We start from the raw sequence: 255 nt of genomic DNA, 5'->3' as shown, positions 1-255 counted from the left end.
CTACGGCTATCGGGGCGCGTACGCTGCAGGGGGGTATCGCGGCTACGGCTACCGCTACGGGGCCGGAGCGGCGGCAGTGGGCGCGGCTGCAGTCGGCGCGGCTGCGGCGGGGGCCTACTACCGCGGTGGCTGCGGCTACGACGCTTACGGCAACTGGGTTTGCCCGGGCGGGTATTATGGCTACTGAGCGGCGCGACGCCGCTGGTCCATGGTGCTCAAATCCGATGCTGAGGTCATCGGCATAGCGCACAATGA

Annotated in this window: 1 protein-coding gene; it reads left to right on the top strand. The window is 69.0% G+C overall.

What is annotated here, in order from left to right:
• A partial coding sequence (locus FNJ47_RS50780) for a hypothetical protein (protein WP_206685428.1) occupies nucleotides 1–187 on the top strand: 187 nt, incomplete at its 5' end.
• Between the last annotated feature and the right edge of the window lie 68 nt (nucleotides 188–255).

Origin of the sequence: Bradyrhizobium uaiense (assembly GCF_010811875.1) — a bacterium.
GTDB classification, from domain to species: Bacteria; Pseudomonadota; Alphaproteobacteria; order Rhizobiales; family Xanthobacteraceae; genus Bradyrhizobium; species Bradyrhizobium uaiense.
The sequence above is the reverse complement of the archived record's forward strand: the minus strand, read 5'-3'. Positions and strand labels throughout refer to the sequence as shown.